The organism is Cellulosimicrobium funkei (assembly GCF_001019615.1).
Taxonomy (GTDB): domain Bacteria; phylum Actinomycetota; class Actinomycetes; order Actinomycetales; family Cellulomonadaceae; genus Cellulosimicrobium; species Cellulosimicrobium cellulans_E.
The window spans coordinates 1-17,946 of record NZ_JNBQ01000041.1 but is presented as its reverse complement, the minus strand read 5'-3'; the positions used below and the strand labels follow the sequence as shown (position 1 = coordinate 17,946).

Sequence of the window (17,946 nt, the reverse complement as noted above, 5' to 3'; positions counted from 1 at the left end):
CAAGACCGGGCCGGGTCGGGACACGAGCAGGGCATGGAGACGACGCCGCGCCGCAGCCCCCGCCCGTCCGCGACGACGGCGGCGCTCGCCCTGGGCGGGCTGCTCGCCGTCTCGTCCGGAGCGGCCGCGTGCGCGCCCGCAGCCCCGCCCGCAGGCGTACCGTGGCCGGTCGCCGGGCTGTCGGACGCGCGGGACCGGTGGGCCGCGGCGGGGTACGACGACTACGCGTTCACGCTCACGTCGTCGTGCGGCGAGCGCGCCCTCGTCGGGGACTTCGACGTCGAGGTCGCAGGCGGCGAGGTGCTCGCGGTCTCCGCGAGCCTCGCGCACCTGGAGATGACCCCCGAGTCCTACGTCGAGAGCGGGGGCCGCACGATCGACGGGTTCCTCGACCTCGTCGACGAGCGCCACGACGTCGTCACCGACGTCGCGTTCGACGACGAGCTGGGCTACCCGACGTCGCTCACGCTCGACCCGGTGCCGCGCGCGATCGACGACGAGGAGTGCTACGCGATCACGGACGTGCACCCCGCGCGCGGCTGACGGCCGCCCCGGGCGAGCGCGCGCCGTCGGGCACGCCGGCCGCCCGCGACGCTCAGAGCCGCTCGGCGAGCAGCTCGACGAGGGCCTTGCCCTGCACACCGGCGAGGTCGTCGGCCTGCGTGCGGCACGAGAACCCGTCCGCGAGGTACACGTCGCCGGGGGCGGCGTCGCGCAGCGCGGGCAGGAGCGCGTTCTCCGCGACGGCGACCGACGTCTCGTAGTGGCCCTTCTGCATGCCGAAGTTGCCCGCGAGGCCGCAGCAGCCGGCGAGGACCTTGATCGTCGCGCCCGCGTCGCGCAGGAGCCGCTCGTCCGCGGCGAAGCCCATCACCGAGTGCTGGTGGCAGTGCGGCTGCACGACGGCGGTGACGTCCGACAGGTCCGGCACGCGCCACCCGGACTCGCGCCCCGGGGCGGTGTCGACCGACGTGAGGAGCTCCGCGAGCGTCCGCGTCGCCGCGGAGACGGCCTGGGCGCGCGGGTCGTCGGGGAACAGGTCCACGAGGTCGGAGCGCAGCACGGCGGTGCACGAGGGCTCGAGCCCCATGATCGGGATGCCGTTCACGGCGTACGGGCCGAGCACGGACAGGAGGTTCTCCAGGCGCTTGCGCGCGCCGTCGAGCTGGCCCGTGCTGATCCACGTGAGGCCGCAGCACGCCTGCTCGTCCGGGACGACGACGTCGTACCCGGCCGCGGTGAGCACCTTGACGGCCGCCTGCGGCACGCCCGGCGACATGTTGTCGCTGAACGAGTCGGTCCACAGCACGACCTTGGGGCGCTCGTCGCGCACGGGGTGGCCGGGCCGCTCGCCGATGCGCAGGCCGGGCACGCCCTGGGTCGCGCCGCCGCGCTTCCACCACGTGCGGAACGGCACCTCGGCGAACGTCGTCATCGAGCGGCGCGTGTCCATGCCGCCCGCCCACAGGACCGTCTTCGCGAGCGGTCGGAACCCGAGCAGCTTGTTGGCCAGGCGCGGCATCCCCGTCGCGAGCCGCGCCCAGATCGGGAGCCAGCCGAGCGAGTAGTGGTCGACCGGGCGCAGCTTGCCGCGGTACGTCCGGTAGAGGACCTCGGACTTGTACTGCGCCATGTCGACGCCCGCGGGGCAGTCGCTCGAGCACGCCTTGCAGGACAGGCACAGGTCGAGCGAGTCGCGCACCTCCGGCGCCGCGAGCCCGCCGACGAGCGTCCCGTTCACGGCCTCCTGGAGCACGCGGGCGCGGGCGCGCGTGACGTCCTTCTCGTCCTTGGTCGCCTGGTACGACGGGCACATGAACCCGCCCGCGGCGCTGGTGTCCGCGCGGCACTTGCCGACGCCGACGCAGCGATGCACGGCCTGGGTCATGTCGCCGTGGTCGTGCGCGAACGAGAAGCCCTGGTAGCCGGCGCGGCGTGAGATCTTGGTGACCTTCGCGGGCGCGGCCGTGCTCGTCCCGGGCGTCCCCGACGCGCCGACCTTCGACAGCAGCGGGTGCGCGTGCGGGCGGCGCAGGTCGTCGTCGACCGCGCTCGGGCGCACGACGACGCCCGGGTTCATCACGTCCCGCGGGTCGAACAGCGCCTTGAACTGCTCCATGAGCGCGATCGCCTCGGGGCTGTACATGACCGGGAGCAGCTCCGAGCGTGCGCGGCCGTCGCCGTGCTCGCCCGAGAGCGAGCCGCCGTACTTCGCGACGAGCTCGGCCGCCTCCAGCATGAACGTGCGCAGCACCGACCCCGACGCCTCGAGCGGGATGTCGATGCGCAGGTGCACGCACCCGTCGCCGAAGTGCCCGTACGGCAGGCCGTCGACGCCGTAGCGCGCCATGAGCGCGTCGAGGTCGCGCAGGTAGTCGCCCAGCTTCTCCGGCGGGACGGCGGAGTCCTCCCAGCCCGGCCACGCCTGCTCGCCCGCGGGCGTGCGTCCGGCCAGCCCCGCGCCGTCGGCCCGGATCTGCCACATCTTGGTCGCCTCGGGTCCCGCGGGCAGGATCATCGTGGCCTCGCTGCCCGACGCCGCGACGATCGCCTCCGCGTTCGCCATCGCCTCCTCGGGGGTGGCGCCCCCGACCTCGACCATGAGCCAGCCGGCGCCCGGCGGCAGCGGCGGGACGGACGCGTCGCCCTTGGCGCGACGCACGACGTCGACGAGCCGCGCGTCGAGGCCCTCGACCGCGAGCGGGCTGAGGTTCAGGAAGGTCGGGACGTCGTCGGCCGCGGACGGCATGTCCGGGTAGCCCAGCACGACGAGCGTCGGCTTCGACGGCACCGGCACCAGGCGGACCGTCGCCTCGAGGATCGTCACGAGCGTGCCCTCGGTGCCGACGAGCGCCTTCGCGAGGTCTGACCCGTTCTCCGGCAGCAGGTGCTCGAGCGAGTACCCCGACACCTGGCGCCCGAACCGCCCGAACTCCGTGCGGATCAGCGCGAGGTTCTCGCGGACGAGCTCCGCGAGCCCGGGGACCGCTGCGAACGTCGGGTCGCCCTTGCCCGCGGTGAAGCGGCGGCCGTGGCCGTCGACGACGTCGAGCTCGATCACGTTGTCGACCGTGCGCCCGTACGCGACGGCGTGCGGCCCGCACGCGTTGTTCCCGATCATGCCGCCGAGCGTCGCGCGGTTCTGCGTCGACGGGTCCGGCCCGAACCGCAGCCCGTGCGGCGCGGCCTGCTGCTGGAGCGCCGACATCACGACGCCCGGCTCGATGCGCGCCGTGCGCGCCTCCGGGTCGACGTCGAGCACGCGGTTCACGTGCCGCGTGAAGTCCAGGACCACGCCCGGCCCGATCGAGTTCCCCGCGACCGACGTCCCGGCGCCGCGTGCCGTGACCGGCACCTCGAGCTCGCGCAGCACGTCGAGCGCGGCGACGACGTCGTCCGCGTCCTGCGGATACACGACGGCCTCGGGCACGACGCGATAGTTCGACGCGTCCGTCGAGTACTCGGCCCGGCGCCGCGTGGAGGAGTCCACCCCGCCGCGCACGACCGTGCGCAGCGCCTCGGCGAGCGCCGTGCGCGCGACGTCGGCCGCGCGTTCGGCCTCGCGGAGAGCGGCCGCGCGCTCCGCCTCCGGCGACGTCGTCGCGCGGGAGCCGGACCGCCGCGAACCGTTCCCGTCGTGCTGCGGGGCAGGGGTCGGGGTGGCGTCGATCTCAGCGGACACGTCGCGATTCTCGCACCCTCGCGCCCCGACCTCCGCGACCGTCCGCCCCCTGACAGCCGATCTGCCGAGGTAGAGCCCTTGTTGATCGAGGTAGAGGCCTGGTCCGTCGAGGTAGAAGGGTGGTCCGCCGACGTCGAGGCCTGGTCCGCCGACGTCGAGGCCTGGTCATGCCGGACGGCGCGTGGTCCCCTAACACGGCCGAGGTTGCGGCCGGCATGGGCCCCTGCTGCCCGACGGCGGCCGGTCGCCCACCGCGGGCGGGTCGCCACCCGCCGTGAGCGAACGACGCCGCGGGCAGTCCGCCCAGGTGAGCGAAGACCACGGTGAGACGACGCCGGGCGGGGTGGGTGGTGGTGCCGCGTCGTGGCGGGCCTGGACGAGGGATCGTCCGGAGTGAGCTTGCGAACGCAGGACGATCCCGACCGAATACACGGGAGCGACGCGAGGAACGAGCGGCGCGGATGGTAGACGCGGCACCACCACCCACCCCGACCACCCAGGGCGACCACGCGCCGTCGGGCACGAGAACCACGCCTCTACCTCGGCAGACCACGGCTCTACCTCGGCGGACCTGGGCTCTGTCTCGTGGGTCAGAGGACGAGCTCCGGCTGGAGCTTCTTGATCGTCCAGACGCGCTGCTTGCGGGCCGCGACGGTCGTCAGCGCGAGGGCGGTGACCAGAACGACGACGAGCACCGTGACGTCGCGCGTCACCGTCGCCATGTTCCCGCCGTACAGGAGCTGGCGCAGTCCCTCGACGGCGTAGGTCATGGGCAGGAACTGGTGCATCGAGCGCAGCGGCTGCGGGATGGTCTGCCACGGGAACGTGCCGCCCGCGGTGACGAGCTGGACGAGCATGAGCACGAGCCCGAGGAACTGGCCGGCCGCGCCGAGCCAGACGTTGAGCGCCTGGAGGATCGCGACGAACGTCGCGGACACCAGCACGAGGAACAGCGCGGTCCCGACGCCGTGCACCGGGTCGATGTCGAGCGCGAACTTGGTCACGGTGAACATGGCCGCGACCTGCACGACGCCGATCGCGGCCGGGGTGAGCCACCCGCCCAGGGCGGTGGCCAGGCCGGACCGCCCGGCGGCGAGGGCGCGCGACGACAGCGGGCGCACGAGGAGGAACAGCACGTAGGCGCCGATCCACGTCGCGAGCGAGAGGAAGAACGGCGCGAGGCCGCCGCCGTAGGTGCCGGCGGAGGAGAGCGCCTCGTTCTCGACGGAGACGGGGTTGCCGATGGTCTCGGCCGTGTCCTGGCGCGTCTGCTCGTCGAGGTCCGGCACCTGCCCGAGGCCCTCGGCGAGCCCGTCGCGGAGCTGCGTGACGCCGTCGACGAGCTCGCCCGACCCGTCGCGCAGCTGCGACGTCCCGTCCGCGAGGGAGGTCGCGCCGTCGGACACCTGGCGCGTGCCGTCGGCGAGCTGCGAGACGCCGTCCACGAGCTGCGGGGTCGCGGCGGCGAGCTGCCCGGTGCCGTCGGCGAGGCGGTCCGCGCCGTCGGCGGCGCTCGCGATGCCGGAGGTCAGCTGGGGCGTCGCGGCCGCGAGCCGCGCCGCGCCGTCGGACACCTGGCGCGAGCCGTCGGCGAGCTGGTCGAGCTTCCCGGACGCCGCGGTCACCTGGTCGACGGCGCCCTGGACCTGCTCGCGCTGCTGGTCGAGCACGGGCGCGACCTGCGACCGCACCTGGTCGGCCGTCGCCTGGTCGATGACGCCGTCGGCGACGAGCTGGTCGAGCTGCGCGTCGACGTCGCCGCGGATCGCGTCGAGCGTCGGGAGCACCTGGCCCGCCGCGTCGGCGGCCTGCTGCCCGTACTGCGCGACCTGCGCGTTCCCGTCCGCGACCTGCGCGGCGCCGTCGGCGAGCTGCTGGGTCTGGGCGGGCAGGGACGACGTCGCACCCCGGAGCGTGCCGAGCCCGGACGCGAGCGACTCGGCGCCGTCGTCGAGTTGCCCGACGGCGTCCGCGAGCGTCCCGGTGCTCGCGTCGAGGCGCTCGGCGCCGTCGGCGGCCTGGCCGGCACCGTCGGCGAGCGTGTGCGCGCCGTCGTCGGCGGTGACGAGTCCGTCGCGCAGCTGCGTCGCGCCGTCGAGGAGCTGGTCCGCGCCGTCGACGGCGTCCGCGAGATTGGTGTGGATGGAGGCGAAGCCGCGTAGGAACGTGTCCGCGGCCTCGGTGCCGACCTGCTCGGCGATCGAGTCGCGCACCTTGCCGACGATCTGGTCCGCGATGGTGCGCGCGAGGTAGTTGTTCGCGTCGTTGGTGATGAGGGTGAGGCTCGCCTGCTGGGGCTCGAACTCGCCCGCGGACGCGAGGTCGGCGGAGAACGTCGGGCCGATGACGAGCGCGGCGTCGTACCGCCCCGACCGCACGCCGTACTCGGCGTCGACCTGGCTCGTCTCGACCCACCCGAAGCCGCCGTCGTCGAGGAGCTGCTCGGCGACGTCGCGGCCGAAGTGGCGCTCCGTCGTCGCTCCCGTCTGGGCGTCGGTGGTCGTGGTGCCCTCGTCGAGCACCACGAGCGCGGCCGGGATCTGGTCGAGCTTGTCGTACGGGTCGTGGTTCGCGAACAGGTACAGCCCGGCGTAGAGCGTGGGGATGAGCGCCATCGCGAGGATGGCGAGGCGCGGCAGCGTGCCCGCGGCGAGGCGGCGCAGCTCGGACAGCCCGAGGCGGATCGCGGTCATCGGCCCTCCTCGGGGTCGTTCTCGGCAGCGGCGGGTGCCTCGACCGGGTCCGGGTCGGGCGGCGGGGTGGGGCGGGTGCGGAGCACGACGACGGGCGGCTCGTGGATCGAGGCGCCGCGGGCCGGGGGCAGGTCGACGCCGAGGTCGCGGGCCGACGCGCGCGTGCACTGGACGAGGACGCCGTAGCCCGCGGCGGCGAGGGACTGCGCGACCTCCCACCAGCCCGACGGCTCGCCCCCGTGGCGGTCGGGGAGGGTGAGCACGAGGAAGCGGACGTCGGGGTCCTCGGCCGCGAGCGCCGCGAGCAGCGCCGTGCGCACGACCCCGGGGACCTGGTCGAGGCGCCGCGCGCGGTCGGCAGTGAGCGAGTGGTCGGCGAGCCAGCGCGTCACGTCGGAGGGCAGCGACCGTCGCCCGGCGAGCGCGAGGCCCTCGGCGACGACGTCGGACACGGTGAGCGCGTCGTCGGGCTCGCTGATGCCGGGGACGTCGACGACGGCGGTCACGTCGCGCAGGGTCGCGGCGGCGCCGCGGGACGCGCGCCCGGCGCGGCGCGACGGCGTGCTCGCCGGCAGGAGCCGGACCTCGCCCGCGGACGGGTCGAACCGTCCCGTGGCGACGAGCGCGAGGGCGGTGTGCCCGTGCCCGGGCTCGCCCGCGACGAGCACGCTCTCGCCCGTGGACCAGGCGAGGTCCATCGGCTCGAGCATCGGCTCGCGCCGCCCGTCGACGCGGACGTCCGTCAGCGTGATCTGCATCCCGGCTCTTCCCTCTCGTGGGTCCCCGGTCCTCACCGAGGACGCCGTTGACTCACGGTCAACAACGCTACGCCTCTTGTTGACTCGCGGTCAACAACGGCGTACAACGGATGTCATGCCCCGCACGCCCGCCCCCTCCGTCGATCCCCCGCCCCCCGCCGACGCGGCGGGCCAGCCGCACGGCTCGCGCCGCCGCCGCGAGCCCGCCGACCGCCGTCGCGAGCTGCTCGACGCCGCCGCGCAGCAGGCCGACGAGCACGGCCTGGACTCGCTCACGCCCGCGGCCGTCGCCGCGCGCGCGGGGGCGTCCAAGGCGCTCGTCTTCCACTACTTCGGGTCCACCGCCGGGCTGCGCCGGGCCGTCGCGCTCGAGGCCGTGGCGGGGCTCGAGGCGGCGACCGTCGCACCGGACGATCGTCCCCTCGTGGAGCGCCCGGCGCTCGCCGTCGCGTCGTTCCTCGACGCGGTCGAGGCCCGGCGCCTCGTCTGGCAGGACCTCTGGCGGGGCGCTCTCGGCGAGGACGACGCGACGCAGGACGCGCTCGCGCGCGTCCGCGAGGGCCTCGTCGCCCGCCTCACCTCGACGGTCACCGCGACGACGGCCGGCCCGCCCCTGGACTCGCCGCGCCTGCGGCTCATCGCGGCGGGCTGGGTCGCGCTCGTCGAGAACGTCACCGCCGCGTGGCTCGGCGGCAGCGACCTGTCCCGTGCGGAGATCGAGCGGCTCGTCCTCGCGAGCACCGTCGTCCTCGTGCCCGAGCTCCCCGAGCCCGCGCGGGGTGCCGTCCTCGCCATCGCCCGGGCGAACTCGGGCGCGGCGGGCTAGCGTCGGGAGAGCGGCCGCCGAACACGGACACCCGGCGGCGCGGACGAGGTCGGGAGGCAGCGCATGCGCGTGGTGGTCGTCGGGGCGAGCGGGAACGTCGGCACGGCGGTGCTGCGCCGGCTCGCGGCCGAACCCGTCGTGACGTCCCTCGTGGCGGTCGCGCGACGCGTGCCGCGCGCCGACGGCTCCAGCACCGTGCGCGCCCCGCACGACGCGGCGACGTGGCGGTACGCGGACGTCGCGGCGCCCGACGCGGACGAGCGGCTCGACGCCGCGTTCGCCGGGGCGGACGTCGTCGTGCACCTCGCGTGGGCGATCCAGCCGAGCCACGACCGCAAGCGTCTGCGCCGCGTCAACGTCGAGGGCACGCGGCGCGTGGTCGAGGCCGCGCAGCGCGCCGGGGTCGCGCACCTCGTCGCCGCGTCGTCGGTCGGCGCCTACTCGCCCGCCCCGTACGCGGGCGACTCGCGCGACACCCCGGTCAACGAGGGCTGGCCCGTCGAGGGCGTGCCCGGATCGTCGTACTCCGAGGACAAGGCGGCCGTGGAGTCGCTCCTCGACGACGTCGACCGCCACAGCGGGATCGTCGTCTCGCGCGTGCGCTCGGCCCTGGTGTTCCAGCGCGACGCCGCCTCCGAGATCACGCGGTACTTCCTCGGACCGATCGGCACGCGCGTGCTCCGCCGGGCGCCCCTGCCCACCGTCCCGCTGCCCGACGGCCTGCGGCTCCAGGTGGTGCACGCCGAGGACGTCGCCGAGGCGTACGCGCGCATCGTGGTGGGCCGCCACCCGGGGCCGTTCAACGTCGCCCACCCGACGGTGCTCACGCCGCAGGACGTGGCGGACGTCGTCGCGGACGGCTCGCTGCGCACCGTCCCCTACGGCACGGCGCGGACGGCGGTCGCGGCCGCGTGGCGGGCCCGCCTGGTGCCGGTCGGCGAGGGCTGGCTCGACATGGCGATGCGCGTCCCCGTGCTGGACACGAGCCTCGCCGGGGAGCTCCTGCGGTGGCACCCCGCCCACGGCGCGAAGGACACGCTCGCCGAGCTCGTCGACGGTATCCGCGACGGCGCCGGCACCTCGACCCCGCCGCTCCTCCCCCGCTGAACTCACCCGGGCTGCGCCCCGAGCGTCGCCGAGCACGACATGAGGGTCGCTATCCCACGGATAACGACCCTCATGTCGTGCTCGGCGCGCGGGTGTGCGTGCGTCAGCTCTCGAGCGTGGCGTCCAGCGTGATCGTCGGGACGCTCGCGAGCGCCTTCGACACGGGGCACGTCGCCTTGGCCGTCTCGGCCGCCTGCTGGAACCCGGCCTCGTCGATGCCCTCGACCTCGCCGCGGACCGTGAGCGCGATCGTCGGGATCTGGAAGCCGCCGGCGGGGTCCGGCGCGAGCGTGACCTCGGCGGTCACCTCGAGCGAGACGGGCGTGGCACCGGCCTCGGCGAGCACCGCCGAGAACTGCATGGCGTAGCAGGACGAGTGCGCCGCGGCGATGAGCTCCTCGGGGCTCGTGACGCCGCCCGCGTCGTCCGCGGCGCGGCGCGGGAACGAGACGTCGTACGTGCCGACCTTCGAGCTCGACAGCTCGACCTGGCCCTGACCGTCCTGCAGTCCACCGTTCCAGGCGGTACGAGCGATACGCGTGGGCATGCGAGATCTCCTTCGACGTCGGGGTGCCCGGGAGGGACCGGGCTCGTCCCGACCGTAACGCCTCGACGGCCCGCCTGCCGCCGAGCGCGGCGCACGTCACAGTGCCGTCACGGCCGCCGGCGGTCCGCGGCACGCCCGTAGAGTGAGCGCCCGTGAGCGTCGAGGAGATCCTGGGGTTCGTCACGGGGGCCGCGTGCGTGTGGCTCGCGGTGCGGCAGAACGTGTGGACGTTCCCCGTCGGGCTGGCCAACAACGTCGTGTTCCTCGTGCTGTTCACCGGCGCGGGCCTCTACGCGAACGCGGGGCTCCAGGTCGTGTACCTCGTGCTCGGCGCGCTCGGCTGGTACTGGTGGCTCCGGGGCGGCACCGACCGGGGACGGCTCGTCGTGCACCGCACGCCGCGCGCGGCGTGGGTGGTCGGGCTGGTCGCCGCCGCGGCGACCACGGCGGCGCTCGTCGCCGTCCTCACCACCTGGACCGACTCCGCAGTGCCGTTCTGGGACGCCCTCACGACGTCGTCGAGCCTGCTCGCGCAGACGATGCTCGGGCGCAAGTGGATCGGCAACTGGTGGGTGTGGATCGCCACGGACGTGGTGCTCGTCGGGCTCTACGCGAGCCAGGGCCTGTGGCTCACCGCCGCGCTCTACGTGGGGTTCGTCGCGCTGTGCGTGCAGGGCCTGCGCGAGTGGTCGGCGGCACGGCGCGACCCCGGCGCCGAGCCGGCCGCGGGCACCGCGGAACCGCGAGCCGTCGGCCCGGCCCCTGTGCCCGACGGCGTGGAGCAGGCCCGGTGACCCGGCTCGCCCACGGCCTCGTGATCGGCAAGTTCTACCCGCCGCACGCCGGCCACGTGCACCTCGTCCGCACCGCGCTCGCGCGCTGCGAGCGCGTCACCGTCCAGGTGCTCGCCTCGACGAGCGAGTCGATCCCCGCCGCGCTGCGCGCCGAGTGGCTGCGGGCCGAGGTGCCCGGTGCGCGCGTCGTGCACGGGCTCGACGACGCCCCCGTCGACTACGCGGACCCGCACGCGTGGGACGAGCACGTCAAGGTCATGCGGTCGTTGCTCGACCCGGACGACCCTCCGGTCGACGCGGTGCTCACGTCCGACCGGTACGGCGTCGAGCTCGCGCGGCGGTTCGACGCGACGTGGGTCCAGGTCGACCCCGACCGCCGCCACCTGCCCGTGTCCGGCTCCGCGGTCCGCGCCGACCCCGCCGCGCACTGGTGGGCGCTGCCCGCCCCGGTCCGGTCCTGGTACGTGCGGCGCGTCGTCGTGCTGGGTGCCGAGTCCACGGGCTCGACGACCCTCGCGACCGACCTCGCCGCCCACCTCGGCCTCGATCCCGTGCTCGAGTTCGGGCGCGAGTGGTCCGAGGTCCGGCCCGGCGGCCTCGCCGCACCGTGGCACACCGCCGAGTTCGACCTCGTCGCGCGCGAGCAGGCCCGCCGCGAGGACGACGGCGCCGCCGTGTCGCCCGTGCCGCTCCTCGTGTGCGACACCGACGTGCTCGCCACGACCCTGTGGCACGAGCGCTACGTGGGGCACCGCTCCCCCACCGTCGAGGCGCTCGCCGCCGCCCGCCGCCCCGACCTCTACGTCCTCACCGGCGACGAGATCCCGTTCGTCCAGGACGGCCTGCGCGACGGCGAGCACGTGCGCCACGCGATGCAGGACCGGTTCCGCGAGGTCCTCGCCGCGACCGGACCGCGCCTGGCGGACCCGGCCGACGTCGTGCGGCACCTCGGGCCCGCCGAGCTCCCGACGCCTGACGGCGCCCACCCCGGCGTCCCGTGGTTCGAGGTGCGCGGCGACCGGGCGAGCCGGCTCGCCCAGGCCCTGGCCGCCGTCGGGCCGCTGCTCGCGACGCCGCGCCACGTCGCCGACCCGCTCCCCCAGGCCGGCACCGACGCCTTCTGATCCTCGGCCCCGCCCCGGCGAGCCTCGCAGACCCGGCACGGACGTCCCCACGACCCGCGGACGACGGTGGCAGGATCGGCCCGTGACCGATCTCGAGCACGTGTCCTCCGCGCCGACCCGGCCGCAGCCCGCGGGGCAGGCCGCGCGCGACCCGTTCGCCCTGGGCGTCGACGACCTGTTCGGCACGCCCGTCGCCGAGGCGGGCCCCGACGGCGGCGCGGCCCCGAGCGGCCTGCCGCTCGACGAGAAGCTGCGCCAGGCGTACTTCTGGGTCGTCAACCACGCGATCATCAGCCCGCACTACGACGTCGAGTTCGCGGCGCCCGGCGCGCGGGAGACGAGCTTCCGCCTCGGCGACTCGAAGGCGCTGCTCACGCTGCCGAGCGACCAGTCGTACTCGAGCTTCGTGCTGCTGCCGCTCCTGACGTTCGCCGTGCGCGGGCGGTGCCTCATGATCGGCGGGCCGGGGCGCGGGAAGACCGCGAGCGCCGTGCTCATGGGAGTCCTGGCGGGCTACCCGGTGCGCGAGGTGCGCCGCGCGATGCAGCACGGGCACCCGCAGCTCACGGTGTCGGACCTGTTCGGCACCCCGCTGCCCAAGGACCTCGTGCAGGCGGACAGCCTCGCGGACGTGGACGTCGCGTGGCGCTCGTGGCTGGGCATGCGCGTGAAGATCGTCGACGAGTACAACCGCATCCCGACGCGCACGCAGTCGGCGCTGCTCACGGTGCTCGCGGACGGGTACGTCGAGGTCTACGACCAGGTCTACGAGACGGGCGACGCCGCCTGGTACCTCACGGCGAACGACGACGCGGGCGGCGGCACGTACCAGGTGGTGGACGCGCTGCGGGACCGCATCGACGTCGTCGTGCACGCGCTGCCGTTCAACAACCGCTTCCTCGGCGACCTCGTGGCCCGGGCGGAGCGGCGCGTGCGCCCGGAGGAGAACGTGCCGCCGGAGATCGTGTTCGACGCCGCCGAGCACGACGCGCTGCACGCCGCGATCCTCGCCGTGCCGTTCCCCGAGCCGGTGCGCCGTCGCCTCGAGTTCTTCGCGAGCCAGCTCGAGGTGCTGGAGCGCGCGGGCTGGCAGTTCGAGTACCGGACCAAGGACACGGCGCGGGTCGCGGGCGTGGACCCGCACCTCGTGGCGACGGCGGACACGGGCCGCGACCGCCTGGGCGACGTGGGCGCGCAGACGCTCAACGGCCTGTCGGTGCGCGCGCTCCAGTCGCTCGTCGCGTACGCGAAGGCGATGGCGTACTTCCGCGGGGACGCCGAGGTGGAGCTCGCGGACCTGCGCGCGGTGCTCCCGTTCGTCCTGCACGACAAGCTGCTCCCCGACCTGCAGTCGGCACCGTTCGACGACCGCGAGCGGGAGCCGCTGCGCTCGGACCGCGTGTCCTGGATCCGCGACCTGTTCGACACGGCGTGCCGGCAGTACGACGCCGCGGGCCTCGACGACCAGGACGACGTGGGGACGGTCCTCGCGGACGTCGCGGCCGGGTTCGAGGGGCTGCCCGAGGCAGACGTGCTGCGCCGGCTCGCCCGGATCGAGCAGGTCCTCGCGTCGTGGGAGAAGCACGCCAAGCTCCACGGCCACGTGTACGAGGACGCGCTCGCGCTCAAGTACGCCCACCAGCGGTACACGAACTACCTCGCGTGGCTGCGCTGGAGCGGCGCGTGACCGGGGTCGCCACCGGTCCTTCCCCGGGGCCGCGCGAGGTCGCGCCGACCGCGTTCTCGTCCCGCGCGCTGGCGGCGCGCGAGCGCTACGACGCGGCGCTCGCCCGCGCCCTCGCGCTCGGCGCGGACCGGGACGTGCTCGCCGAGGCGGTGCGCGAGGCGGCCGTCGCGGCGGACCCGCTCGCCGGCCCGCTCGGGGCCGACGCCTTCGCGGCGACGTGCGACGCGCTCGTCGACGCGGTCGCGCGGCTCGTGGCGGCGCGGCGCTGGCGCGTCGGCGGTCCGGAGCGGCACGCCGTCCTCGACCTGGTGCCGCGCCTGGGGCCGTGGCTCGCTGCGGCGCCCGCCGTCACGGTCACGGCCGTCGTCGACGGCGCGCGTGCCGTCGGCGGCGGCCCGGGGTCGCGGGGGGACGTCGCCGGCTGGGCGGCGCGCGTCGTGGCCGCCGCCGCGGCGTCGCCCGCCGCAGCTCCGGGTGCGCCGGCGGCCGGCACCGTCCGGGGGGCGGTGCTCGTCGCCGCGTGGCGCAGCGGCCTCGTGCGCTACCGGGACGCGGCGCTCGACGCCGCGCGCTCGCTCCCGGCGCAGGTCGCGCGGGCCGCGCTCTCGCTCCCGGTGACCGGCGCGGACGCGCAGACCGGTCCCGCCGAACTGCGGGCCGTGCTCGACCGCCACGCCGCGGACCCGTGGTGGTGGCCCGCCTCCCCGCAGAGCGACGAGCCGGGCGGCACGAGGTGGGTCCGCCTGCCGGGTGCTCCCGGACCCGCCCGGGTCCTGGGGCGGTTCGGCGGCTTCCGCGGGTTCGGCGGCCCGTGGCGGTCGCCCGCGCTGGTCGTCGGTGCCGACGCGCGCCACCCGGGCGTGCGCTGGGTGCTGCTCTCGACCGGCGACGGGCCGCGGGCCGGCGACGCCGCCGCGACCGGCGACGAGACGGTCGAGTGGACGCTCGTCGCCGACGTCCACGGCGCGTTCGTCGCGCGCGCGCCGGGCGCCGGCGACCACGCGACGGGCACGGTCACCCCGCCGGGGCCCGACGCCGTCGACCAGGGCCTCCACGGGTCGGACCACGGTCCCGCCAGCACGCGTGCGACCGCACCGGCCCCTGACGACGTCCTGAGCGACGTGAGCGGCGCCGCGGTGGTCGAGACGCCGTCGGGCCGGCTCGCGCTGCTGAGCCGGACCGGCTCGTACGACGTCCTCCTCGTGCGGTGGCCCCGGTGAGCGCCGCGGCACCGGACCGCCCCGGCGCGCCGCCCGACCTCGGGGCGCTGCGCGAGCGGTGGCACGCCGCGTGGCCCGAGGCGCTCGCGGCCTGGGGGCGGTTCACGCGCCTGGGCGCCCCGACGCTGCACGGCCCCGGCACCGCCCCGGAAGGGGTCGGGTCGTTCGCGTGGTTCTCGACGACGCGCGTGAGCGTCCACGTGGACCTCGCCGAGGTCGTGGAGCTGGGCATCGAGGACCACGCGGTCGCGGTCCTCGCGCACGAGGTGGGGCACCACGTGCTCTCCCCCGGCGACCTCACGACGAGCGCCCTCCTCGTCGCTCGCACGCGCGCCGGGCTCGTGGACCAGGACCAGCTCGCGCCGCTCACCGCCAACCTGTGGAGCGACCTGCTCATCAACGACCGCCTCCAGCGCCGCGCCGGGATCGACCTCGCCGGGCTGTGGCGCGCGCTGGGGCCGGGGACGAGCACCGTCATGCAGACGGTGCTGCGCGCGGACGAGATCCTCTGGGGCCTGCCACGCGGCGACCTCACGTCGTCCGACGTCCCGGTGGCCGAGCGTGAGGCGACGCTCGTGGCGCGGCTCGTGCGCGCCTACGCGGACGACCCCGTCGGCGGCGCCGCGGGGTTCGCCGCGCTGCTGCGCACGCTGCTCGCGTCGGAGGCGGGGTCGCGGGCTACCGCGCAGGACACGCGCCGCCGGGCACGCCCCGAGCACGGTGACCGCGAGGCCCGCCGGCGCCACCTCCGGCGTCGGCGGTCCACGCTGCCCCAGGTGGTCTGCGGCCAGGACGAGGTGGCCGGGGCGGTCCCGGGCGGGCTCGCGACCGACCCGCGCGCCGTCGAGCCCGTGCGCCACCCCGCGCTCGACCCGCGCGTCGTCGGGGACCTCGGGCTGGGCGCGGACGACGACCCCCCGGCGCGACCGGACACCGCGCAGCAGGTCCCCGGGTCGGACGGGGAGGGCGCGCACGACGCGACCGGCCAGGCGCTCGCACCGGCGGACTACGACGCGACGCTCCGGCTGCTCGGGCTCACGACGGACGCTGCGGCGTCGGCCCGACGCTGGTACCGCGAGCACGCCGCGCCCCTGCTCGTCCCGTTCCCCGTGCGCGAGCACGTGCGCGCCACGGAACCGCTGCTCGGCGCGCACGAGCAGTGGGACGTGGGCGACGAGCTGAGCGAGGTGGACTGGACGGGGACGCTGCTGCGCTCGCCCGTCGTCGTACCGGGGTTCACGACCGTGCGCCGGTCGGTCGACGAGGACACGGGCGACGAGCCCGACCGCGTGCCCGTCGACCTCGACCTCTACCTCGACTCGTCCGGCTCCATGCCCGACCCGACGCGGCGGGTCGCGCCGATCGCGCTCGCCGGGGCCGTCCTCGCGCTCTCGGCCCTGCGCGCCGGCGCCCGTGTGCAGGCGACGACGTGGAGCGGGCCGCGGCAGGTCGCCGGGACGGACGGGTTCGTGCGCGACGAGGACCGCGTGCTCGACGCGGTCGTCGCGCACTTCGGTGGCTCGACGTCGTTCCCGGTCCCGCTCCTGGAGCGCACGCACCTCGGCGACCCGGCGACCGGAGCCCCGCCGACCCGCACGCGCCCGTGCCACGTCGCCGTCATCTCCGACGACGGCGTCGTCTCGATGTTCGACGACGTCGTCCGGATCCGGTGGGGCGCTCGCCCCGACGCCGAGCTGGTCGCGCCGCACGAGGGCACCGCGGCGCGCGCCGTCGCGGCCGCCGGGGGCGGGGGCACGCTCGTGCTGGACGTCCCGGCGAAGGGCGCCGAGACGGTACGGGAGTACGCGGTGGGCTACCGGGTCCACGCCGTGCAGACCCAAGGGGACCTCGTCGCGTTCGCCCGCGCCTTCGCGCGCGAGCTGTGGGGCGCCTCGACCGGCGCCCCGGCGAGCACCTCGACGAGGAGCGCGACAGCGAGCAGCCGACCGGAAGGAGCCCGTCGTGGCCGATGACCTCACCCGCCCCACGGTCGAGGGCCCCGCGCTCGCCGACGTCGTGCACCGCCTGGCCGACACGCCCCCGGACGTGCTGGACCACCCCGTGGTCGTGGCCGCCGCGCTCGTCGGCGACACCGCGGACCTCCTCGCCGGCGGCGGCGCGGTCGGCGTGCTGCGCGGCCCGCAGCGCGCCGCCGTCGAGGCGCTGTGCACCCACGCCCCGTACGCGGCGCTCGCCGGGACGGTCTGCTGGCTCCTGCGCGACGAGCACCTGCTCGCCGCATCCGCGTTCCGGGCCGCCGCGACGCCGGGCGCGCTCGTCCGGGTCGTCGAGCAGGCCGTGCCCGCCCTGGCGCTGCTGCGGACGCCGGACGACTGGCTGCACGCGCCCACGGCGCGCGAGGAGCTGGCCCGCGCCGTGCTGCGCGAGCTCGGGCTGCGGCCCGCGGGCGAGAGCCCCGAGGTGGCCCAGGACCGGTGGACCGCCGTGAGCACGGCGGAGCAGCGCCGGATCGCTCACGAGATGGCGCAGGAGGCGCGGCGGGCCGAGCAGCTCGCGCGCGAGCTCGCGGAGAAGCGCGCCAAGGAGGCCGCCGCGCAGTACGCGAACTACTAGCGAGACTCGTGACGAGGACTCCATGACGACACCCGACGACGCCCCCGACCTCACGCTCGACGAGTACGCCCCCGGCTCGGCGGTCGCGCTCACCGACGCGGAGCGCTGGCCCACGCTCGACGACGCCGGCCGCGCCGCGCTCGACGCCGTGCGGGACCACCCCGCCGCCCCCGCCTGGGTCCACGTCACCGGCGACCGGCTGCTCCCCGACGACCTGCCCGTGCTCGACGAGGTCGCGGCCCGCCTCGCCGCCGGCGACCCCGACGCCCGTGCCGACACCCGCGCCGCGTACCGGGGCGCGCCGCCCGCCACCGCGGACGGGTCGCCGCCCGCACCGCCCGCGTGGGTGGGTGCCCTCATCGACCGGGCGCACGCCGTCGTGCCGCGGTACCGCCGGGCGCGCGACCGCGGCGAGAGCCGAGCCGGGTCACCGCTCACCGCGGTCCCGCCCGTCACGCGCGACGACCTGCGACACGACGTGGCGTCGTTCGTCCCGGTGGACGTGCCGCTCGGCCGCGTGCTCGAGGGCACGAGCTCCGGCAGCACGGGCGCGGCGGTCCGCGTGCCGCTGCACCCCGTCGCCGTCGCGGCGGACCTCGTGCTCCTGCAGCATCTCGTCGCGTCGGCGGGCGCCACGTGGGAGCCCGTCCCCGGCCGCCTCGGTCTGGTGAACCTGGTGGACCAGCGCGACGCCTTCACGTACGCGTCGGCGATGACCGGGTTCCGGCGCGGTCCCGGTGTCGCCGCCCCGAGCATGGCGCGCGTGAACCTCGACCCCGGCGCCTGGAGGCACCCCGGCGACCGCGCGGCGTTCCTCGCGGCGCAGGACCCGCAGGTGGTGTCGAGCTCGCCGCTGCCGCTCCTCGCGCTGGCCCGCCTCGCGGAGGAGCAGGGCCTCGCCCTGCACCCGGTCGGGCTCGTCAGCGGGGCCGCG

The 17,946-nt window shown here is 76.2% G+C and carries 13 protein-coding genes and 1 pseudogene; 10 read left to right on the top strand and 4 right to left on the bottom strand.

Translation table 11 applies throughout. The features are described 5' to 3' along the window. Positions 1–33: 33 nt before the first annotated feature. Entirely contained in the window at positions 34–543 is a 510-nt protein-coding gene (locus FB00_RS21335; RefSeq protein ID WP_052877775.1) for a DUF6174 domain-containing protein, read from the top strand. Between the two features lie 52 nt (positions 544–595). Here the strand turns inward: FB00_RS21335 and FB00_RS18305 are convergent, their stop codons facing one another. The 3 genes from FB00_RS18305 to FB00_RS18295 all read right to left on the bottom strand — a co-directional run bounded on the left by FB00_RS18305 (position 596) and on the right by FB00_RS18295 (position 7,133). Further along, a complete protein-coding gene (locus tag FB00_RS18305) occupies positions 596–3,514 on the bottom strand; it encodes an FAD-binding and (Fe-S)-binding domain-containing protein (protein ID WP_047234367.1) in 2,919 nt (972 codons plus the stop codon). A 758-nt stretch (positions 3,515–4,272) separates the two neighbouring features. After that, positions 4,273–6,375 (bottom strand): YhgE/Pip domain-containing protein, encoded by a 2,103-nt coding sequence (locus tag FB00_RS18300; protein WP_047234352.1) that lies wholly within the window; start codon positions 6,373–6,375, stop codon positions 4,273–4,275. Further along, the gene (locus FB00_RS18295; protein ID WP_047234351.1) at positions 6,372–7,133 is read right to left on the bottom strand and encodes a hypothetical protein; all 762 of its coding nucleotides are present in this window, start codon (positions 7,131–7,133) and stop codon (positions 6,372–6,374) included. Before FB00_RS18295 ends, FB00_RS18300 begins: the two co-directional genes overlap by 4 nt. 115 nt (positions 7,134–7,248) lie before the next feature. Here FB00_RS18295 and FB00_RS21330 point away from each other — a divergent pair, with 115 nt between their 5' ends. Then, positions 7,249–7,959 (top strand): TetR/AcrR family transcriptional regulator, encoded by a 711-nt coding sequence (locus FB00_RS21330; protein ID WP_052877774.1) that lies wholly within the window; start codon positions 7,249–7,251, stop codon positions 7,957–7,959. Between the two features lie 63 nt (positions 7,960–8,022). Next, positions 8,023–9,066: an NAD-dependent epimerase/dehydratase family protein gene (locus FB00_RS18285; RefSeq protein WP_047234350.1), complete on the top strand. Its 1,044-nt coding sequence runs from the start codon at positions 8,023–8,025 to the stop codon at positions 9,064–9,066. Between the two features lie 103 nt (positions 9,067–9,169). On the opposite strand, the gene FB00_RS18280 is transcribed toward FB00_RS18285, so the two are convergent. Continuing rightward, complete coding sequence (locus FB00_RS18280; protein WP_047234349.1) at positions 9,170–9,613, bottom strand: OsmC family peroxiredoxin; 444 nt, start codon at positions 9,611–9,613, stop codon at positions 9,170–9,172. A gap of 152 nt (positions 9,614–9,765) precedes the next feature. Here FB00_RS18280 and pnuC point away from each other — a divergent pair, with 152 nt between their 5' ends. The 7 genes and pseudogenes from pnuC to FB00_RS22915 all read left to right on the top strand — a co-directional run. Beyond that, positions 9,766–10,407: a nicotinamide riboside transporter PnuC gene (pnuC, locus tag FB00_RS18275; RefSeq protein ID WP_047234348.1), complete on the top strand. Its 642-nt coding sequence runs from the start codon at positions 9,766–9,768 to the stop codon at positions 10,405–10,407. Further along, positions 10,404–11,531 (top strand): AAA family ATPase, encoded by a 1,128-nt coding sequence (locus FB00_RS18270; RefSeq protein WP_047234347.1) that lies wholly within the window; start codon positions 10,404–10,406, stop codon positions 11,529–11,531. The genes pnuC and FB00_RS18270 overlap by 4 nt, the downstream gene beginning before the upstream one ends. Positions 11,532–11,613: 82 nt before the next feature. Continuing rightward, positions 11,614–13,218, top strand: coding sequence for a MoxR family ATPase (locus FB00_RS18265; protein WP_047234346.1), 1,605 nt, complete (start codon positions 11,614–11,616; stop codon positions 13,216–13,218). Then, entirely contained in the window at positions 13,215–14,438 is a 1,224-nt protein-coding gene (locus FB00_RS18260) for a hypothetical protein (protein WP_197088856.1), read from the top strand. The genes FB00_RS18265 and FB00_RS18260 overlap by 4 nt, the downstream gene beginning before the upstream one ends. Beyond that, positions 14,435–16,411 carry a hypothetical protein gene (locus FB00_RS18255; RefSeq protein WP_156186458.1) on the top strand — a complete coding sequence of 659 codons (1,977 nt, stop codon included), beginning with the start codon at positions 14,435–14,437 and terminating at the stop codon, positions 16,409–16,411. The genes FB00_RS18260 and FB00_RS18255 overlap by 4 nt, the downstream gene beginning before the upstream one ends. Beyond that, positions 16,401–17,012, top strand: coding sequence for a hypothetical protein (locus tag FB00_RS21325; RefSeq protein WP_052877772.1), 612 nt, complete (start codon positions 16,401–16,403; stop codon positions 17,010–17,012). Before FB00_RS18255 ends, FB00_RS21325 begins: the two co-directional genes overlap by 11 nt. Positions 17,013–17,034: 22 nt before the next feature. Further along, positions 17,035–17,946, top strand: a pseudogene (locus tag FB00_RS22915) (AMP-dependent synthetase); the annotation flags it as partial.

Excerpts from the sequence above, each read along its gene's own strand:
- FB00_RS21335 (WP_052877775.1), top strand. The coding sequence starts at position 34 with ATGGAGACGACGCCGCGCCGCAGCCCCCGCCCGTCCGCGACGACGGCG.
- FB00_RS18300 (WP_047234352.1), bottom strand. The coding sequence starts at position 6,375 with ATGACCGCGATCCGCCTCGGGCTGTCCGAGCTGCGCCGCCTCGCCGCG.
- FB00_RS18295 (WP_047234351.1), bottom strand. The coding sequence starts at position 7,133 with ATGCAGATCACGCTGACGGACGTCCGCGTCGACGGGCGGCGCGAGCCG.
- FB00_RS21330 (WP_052877774.1), top strand. The coding sequence starts at position 7,249 with ATGCCCCGCACGCCCGCCCCCTCCGTCGATCCCCCGCCCCCCGCCGAC.
- FB00_RS18285 (WP_047234350.1), top strand. The coding sequence starts at position 8,023 with ATGCGCGTGGTGGTCGTCGGGGCGAGCGGGAACGTCGGCACGGCGGTG.
- FB00_RS18280 (WP_047234349.1), bottom strand. The coding sequence starts at position 9,613 with ATGCCCACGCGTATCGCTCGTACCGCCTGGAACGGTGGACTGCAGGAC.